Here is a 6253-nt window from a genome sequence, read left to right on the forward strand (position 1 = left end):
CAGGGGGCGGGCGGGCCGCGGGCGGTCGGGGAGGCGTCCGGCGTCCTCGGACCGCCGATGCTGTCGACCGCCCGAGCAACGGGCTTCGCGGACCCTGGCCCGAGCTCGCCCTGCTCGCGGCCTACGGCGTCGTGGCCTCGTACCTCTTCGGGCTGCTGCTCAACGTCTGGTTCTGGCCGTTCGCCGTCGGCGGCGATACGAGCATCTCCTACGACGCGGAGGCGGGCCTCGGCGGCAACCTGATCCGTTTCCTCACCTTTTCGCTCGTCACGTCGACGCTCACCTGGGACACGGTGCGCGCTGTGACCACGGTGCTCGGGATCGTGCTCATCGGCCGTCCAGTCCTGGCCTCGCTCCGGCGCTCTCCGCTGGCCCGACGGTCCTGACTCCGCACCCGCCCTCCCGCTCAGTCCCCTCCGGCCTCTCCGGCCTCGCACCTCCTCCGGTCGTCGCTTCGCACGTGAATCGCCCGCGAAACAGTACGAGATCGTCGGCGCTGCATGGGATCGTGCAGCAAAAACGTACAGCCCCGACGATCTCGTACAGTCTGGAACGCGACGGACACGCTCCGCGGCCGTTGCACGGTCCAGCACCCGGTCCAGCACTCGGCCCACCACCCGGTCCATTACCGGGCCCGTCGCCCGGGCGCCGCCCGCACCATTGCGGGGCCACCGCCGGCTCGTTCAGTAGAGATCCGCTCGCGCCAGCCCCTCGGGGTTCGGCGGCTCGACGCCGCATCCGCGGAGCAGCGACGTCATCGCACGAGGGTGCTGCGCGTCGGCCCAGAGGCTGCGCACGATCGCCAGCTGGGTCGCGTTGCGGATGGAGTCCTCGCGCCGTTTCTCGCGGAAGACGACCTCCTCTGCGCTGAGCCCGCCCCGCATGCGCGCGTCCGAGTACTTGGACCGACCGTCGGCCTCGACGAAGATCTTGCGGCCGGTCAGTTCGAAGTCCATGCGGTACGCGGCCCCTCCCGAGCCCCGCACCGGTACCTGTTCGCGCAGATCGAAGCCGAGGCGTGCGAGTTGCAGGCGCGTGAGGCTCTCGAGGGGCGACTCTGCGAGGGCGCTCGCGAAACGCAGTACGCGTTGTGCCCGATCAGACCAGCGAGCCCGGGGCACCTCTTCGAGCCGGCCGAGCAGAGCGGAGCGAGCCTCCTCCACGGTCATGCCGTGTTCGCGGACGAGACGCCGAAGGCCGGCGTCGGCGCACACCACGCCGGCGGCGAAGGGTGCGGCGCGCGCCACATCGATCACGGTCTGCGGCAGCAGCGTGTGCCTGATCCCACCGGTGGTTACGTCTGCGTCCGGGAGCGTCGAGAGATTGTGCCGGATCACCGCCGTCTCGGCGATCTGGTCGGGATCGCCGAGCGCTCGCCGCCGGTGCGGAGGCGTGCTCGGCAGGTTGATCGCGGACACGTGCACGTGGGCGTGCGCGAAATGCAGCAGGGGTAGATCATGCAGGATCGCCGAGGTGAAGTGGGAGAAGAGCGGCGCCTTCCGCGCCCCCTGCTCGACCGCGATCGCGCGGAGGAGGTGCCGATCCTCACGCTCGAGCTCGCGCCAGTCGTCGGCGGAGACGTAGCGACCGGGCAGGATGCGCAGGATCTGCCCGTGGTTCACCGCGGTGCGCAGGCCGGCCTCGCTGAGCCCGTCGGCCATGAGCCGGCGCCGGCTGCGCAGATGGGCGCGGAGCCGGGGCACGCGGGCAGCGACACGATCGAGGGGCATACCCGTGAGTCTCATCGATGCGGGTGCTGAGCGACTCCGTCGGGCGGGAGATGTGGACAACTCGCACGTTCTGCGGTGGTCGCGCCTCTTGTGAACGCCGACCCGGCCTCGTCTCCGCCCGCGAAACAGTACGAGATCGTCGGCACTGCATGGGATCGTGCGGCAAAGACGTACAGTCCCGACGATCTCGTACAGTTTGGCGTGTGCACCAGCACTGGGCTGGATGACGCGGCAGGGTAGGGGCCTACACCGAGAAGTACTTCGCCTCCGGGTGATGGAACACGAAGGCGTCGGTCGACTGCTCCGGGTGCAGCTGCAGCTCCTCCGAGAGCTCGACTCCGATCCGCCCCGGGCGCAGCAGCTCGACGACCTTGGTGCGATCCGCCATCTCGGGGCACGCGGGGTAGCCGAGCGAGAACCGTGCACCCCGGTACTTCAGCTTGAAGAAGCCCTCGACGTCGTCGGGCTCCTCGTCCCCGAAACCGAGCTCCAGGCGGGTGCGCTGGTGCCAGTACTCGGCGAGCGATTCGGTCAGTTGCACGGCGAGCCCGTGCAACTCCATGTATTCCCGGTACTTGTCGCCGGCGAAGAGCTTCGCGGTGTGCTGGTCGACGCGCGAGCCGACGGTCACGAGCTGTGCAGCGGACACGTCGGGCCGGCCCTCCGCCTCGACGGCCGCGCGCGAGCGGATGAAGTCGGCCAGGCACAGGTGCCGGTCGCGCCGCTGCCTGGGGAACGTGAAGCGCAGCCGCTCGGAGCCGAAGGCCGCTCCCGATCCGCCGTCGGGGGCGAGCACGCCCGCCCCGCCCTCGCCGTCGCTCCCGTGATGCAGGATCACGACGTCGTCGCCCTCGCTCCAGGCGGGGAAGTAGCCGTAGACGACCGAGGCGTCGAGCATGCCCTCGGTGTGCATGCGGTCGAGCCAGGCGCGCAACCGGGGCCGCCCCTCGGATTCGACGAGCTCCTCGTAGCTCGCCGCACCCGCGCCGCGCCCGGAGCGGAGCCCCCACTGCCCCATGAACACGGCGCGCTCGTCGAGCAGCGCGGCGTAGTCGGCGAGCGGGACGCCCTTGACGATGCGGGTGCCCCAGAACGGGGGAGTCGGCACCGGGTTGTCCGACGCCACGTCGCTGCGCGCGGGCAGATCCTCGACCTCGGTGAGCTTGAGAGCGGCGCCGGGGCGGTGGATCCGCTTCTTCAGCGCCGGCAGCCCCACTTCGTCCGGTGACGCGCCGCGCGCCACCTGCACCAGGGGTTCCATGAGCGCGAGTCCTTCGAAGGCGTCCTTGGCGTAGCGGACTTCGCCCTCGTAGATCGCGGCCAGATCGTCCTCGACGTAGGCGCGGGTGAGCGCGGCACCGCCGAGGATAACCGGCCACCGCTTCGCGAGACCGCGCGCGTTCAGCTCCTCGAGGTTCTCCTTCATCACGACGGTCGACTTCACGAGCAGGCCGCTCATGCCGATCACGTCGGCGTCGTGCGACTCGGCCGCCGCGATGATGTCGGAGATCGGCTGCTTGATGCCGATGTTCACGACCGTGTAGCCGTTGTTGGTGAGGATGATGTCCACCAGGTTCTTGCCGATGTCGTGCACATCCCCGCGCACGGTCGCGATCACCATGGTGCCCTTCGAGGCGGAAGCGCCTTCGACCTTCTCCATGTGCGGTTCGAGCCACGCGACCGCCGCCTTCATGGTCTCGGCCGATTGCAGCACAAACGGGAGCTGCATCTCGCCCGCGCCGAAGCGCTCGCCGACCACTTTCATGCCGGAAAGCAGGATGCTGTTCACGATGCCGAGCGCGGAGTGGCCGTCGTCGAGGGCCAGCTGCAGGTCCTCGGTGAGCCCCTTCTGCTCGCCGTCGATGATGCGGCGCTCGAGGCGTTCCGCGACAGGCAGTGCGGCGAGTTCGGCTGCGCGCTGATCCCGCATCGAGGCGAGATCCACGTCGCTGAAGACCTCGAGCATCCTCGCGAGCGGATCGTAGCTCAGGTTGCCGTCGGCGTCGTACTCGCGCCGATCCCAGACCAGGTCGAGCGCGACCGAGCGCTGCTCCTCGGGGATCGAGGCGAGGGGCAGGATCTTCGCGGCGTGCACGATAGCCGAGTCGAGCCCCGCCTGCACGGCCTCGTGCAGGAACACCGAGTTGAGCACCACTCGCGCGGCCGGGTTCAGGCCGAAGGATACGTTCGAGACGCCGAGCGTGGTGTGCAGTCCCGGGTACTTCGTCGTGAGCTCGCGGATCGCCTCGATCGTCTCGATCGCGTCGCGGCGGGTCTCCTCCTGGCCGGTGGCGATCGGGAAGGTGAGCGCGTCGATGATGATGTCGCCGACGCGCAGGCCCCACTCGCCGGTGAGGGTGTCGACGAGGCGCGACGCGATCCGCACCTTGTCGGCGCGGGTGCGGGCCTGGCCCTGCTCGTCGATCGTGAGCGCGATGACCGCTGTGCCGTGCTCCTTGACGAGCGGCATGATGCGCGCGAAGCGGCTCGCCGGGCCGTCGCCGTCCTCGTAGTTGACCGAGTTCACGACGGCGCGGCCGCCGATCAGTTCGAGCCCGGCCTGCAGCACGGCGGGCTCGGTCGAGTCCATCACGATCGGCAGCGTCGAGGCGCTGGCGAGGCGCGAGACGACCTCGCGGGCATCGGCGGCGCCGTCGCGTCCCACGTAGTCGACGCAGACGTCGAGCAGGTGGGCGCCGTCGCGGATCTGGGCCTTCGCGATCTCGACGCACTCGTCCCAGTCCTCGGCGAGCATCGCCTCGCGGAACGCCTTCGAACCGTTCGCGTTGGTGCGCTCGCCGATGGCGAGGAACGCGGCGTCTTGCTTCAGCGGCACCGCATGGTAGAGGCTCGCGACCTCGTCCTCGTGGCTCGGCTGCCGCGGCGCCGGCGCCGATCCGCCGATCCGCTCGACGACCGCCCGCATGTGCGCCGGCGTCGTGCCGCAGCAGCCGCCGACCAGGCCGATGCCGAACTCGCGCACGAACTGCTCCTCCGCGACCGCGAGCTCGTCGGGCGTGAGCGGGTAGACGGCGCCGTTCGCGCCGAGCACCGGCAGGCCGGCGTTCGGCATCACCATGACCGGCACGCGCGAGTGCTTCGACAGGTAGCGCAGGTGCTCGCTCATCTCGGCGGGACCGGTGGCGCAGTTGAGACCGATCACGTCGATTCCCAGTGCCTCGAGTGCGGCGAGGGCCGCGCCGATCTCGGAACCCATGAGCATCGTGCCGGTCGTTTCGACGGTCACCTCGACGAAGATCGGCAGCCGGATCCCCGTGCGCTCGATCGCGAGCTTGCAGCCGTTCACTGCGGACCTCGTCTGCAGCAGGTCCTGGCTCGTCTCGATCAGCAGGGCGTCCGCACCGCCGCCGATGAGGCCCGCGGCCTGCAGCGCGAAGGTCTCCTTGAGGTGGGCGTAGGAGGTGTGGCCGAGGCTCGGCAGCTTGGTACCGGGGCCGATCGATCCGAGCACCCAGCGCATGCGGCCGTCGCTCGCTTCGGCGGCCTCGGCGGCCTCGCGGGCGATGCGCGCGCCCGCCTCGGAGAGCTCCTCGATGCGGTCGTCGATGCCGTAGTCGCCGAGGTTCGACCAGTTCGCGCCGAAGGTGTTGGTCTCGATCGCGTCGACGCCGACCGCGAGATAGGCATCATGGATGTCGCGGATGATGTCGGGGCGCGAGACGTTCAATATCTCGTTGCAGCCCTCGAGCCCATGGAAATCGTCGAGCGTCGGGGCGGCGTCCTGCAACTGCGTTCCCATCGCCCCGTCGGCGATGACGACGCGCTCCCGGATCGCATCGAGCAGATCGGCGGATCGCGGCGGCGTCTGAGGCACGGTCATGCCTCAAGTGTAGGAGCCGTGTGCGGCGCGGGCGGACGGGCGCGGCACGTGCGCACCCGCTCCGTCCGATCCGAGCCGACTTTCGTTCGGATCCTGCGCCGGGCGAGGCCGTTCCCCTAGGCTGGGGATGTCGAAAGACGCTTCACAGATACCGAGAGGACTCCTCATCATGAGCACCCCCGTGCCCCCGCAGTTCGACCCCAACCAGCCTCCGCCGCAGCCCCCGGCCGCACCCGCCTACACCGGTGCGCCGGCGCCGGCGCCGGCCGCTCAGCCCGGCAGGACGCTCGGCATCGTCGGCCTGATCCTCGCGTTCCTTCTGCCGGTCATCGGCATGATCCTCGGCATCGTCGCCGTCGTGCAGTCGAAGAAGGCCGGCGCGAAGAACGGGCTGGGCGTCGCCGCGATCATCGTCGGCGCGGTGCTCACGCTCTTCTGGATCATCGGCATGATCCTCTTCGTCACCGCCATGTCGGCGATCGGCGGCAGCGTGCTCGACGCGGCCGAGGCCTGCGCGAACGGTGCGGAGAGCGTAGAGGTCGCCGGACAGCTGATCAGCTGCGCCGACGTGCTCTCGCAGTAGCGCGTCCTCGGGCACGCCACGGCGAGCCATTCTCCGGCATCCGCCCCGTCCAGCCGCTCCGGCCGGGCGGGGCGGATCGCTGTCCGGCCGGTCCGCGGC

At 70.1% G+C, this 6253-nt stretch carries 3 protein-coding genes and 1 pseudogene; 2 read left to right on the forward strand and 2 right to left on the reverse strand.

From position 1 onward, the window contains the following. A pseudogene (locus tag ACFPZL_RS08750) lies at positions 1-386 on the forward strand (ECF transporter S component); the annotation flags it as partial. Positions 387-683: 297 nt separating this feature from the next. Here the strand turns inward: ACFPZL_RS08750 and ACFPZL_RS08755 are convergent. Both ACFPZL_RS08755 and metH read right to left on the reverse strand, forming a co-directional pair. After that, complete coding sequence (locus ACFPZL_RS08755; protein ID WP_218116466.1) at positions 684-1730, reverse strand: hypothetical protein; 1047 nt, start codon at positions 1728-1730, stop codon at positions 684-686. Between the two features lie 244 nt (positions 1731-1974). Further along, a complete protein-coding gene (metH, locus tag ACFPZL_RS08760) occupies positions 1975-5571 on the reverse strand; it encodes a methionine synthase (protein ID WP_218116465.1) in 3597 nt (1198 codons plus the stop codon). Positions 5572-5740: 169 nt separating this feature from the next. On the opposite strand from metH, the gene ACFPZL_RS08765 reads away from it, so the two are divergent. After that, positions 5741-6154, forward strand: a complete 414-nt coding sequence (locus ACFPZL_RS08765) for a DUF4190 domain-containing protein (RefSeq protein WP_382335122.1) — start codon at positions 5741-5743, stop codon at positions 6152-6154. Positions 6155-6253: the final 99 nt, after the last annotated feature.

The organism is Leucobacter soli (assembly GCF_042659205.1).
GTDB classification, from domain to species: Bacteria; Actinomycetota; Actinomycetes; order Actinomycetales; family Microbacteriaceae; genus Leucobacter; species Leucobacter soli.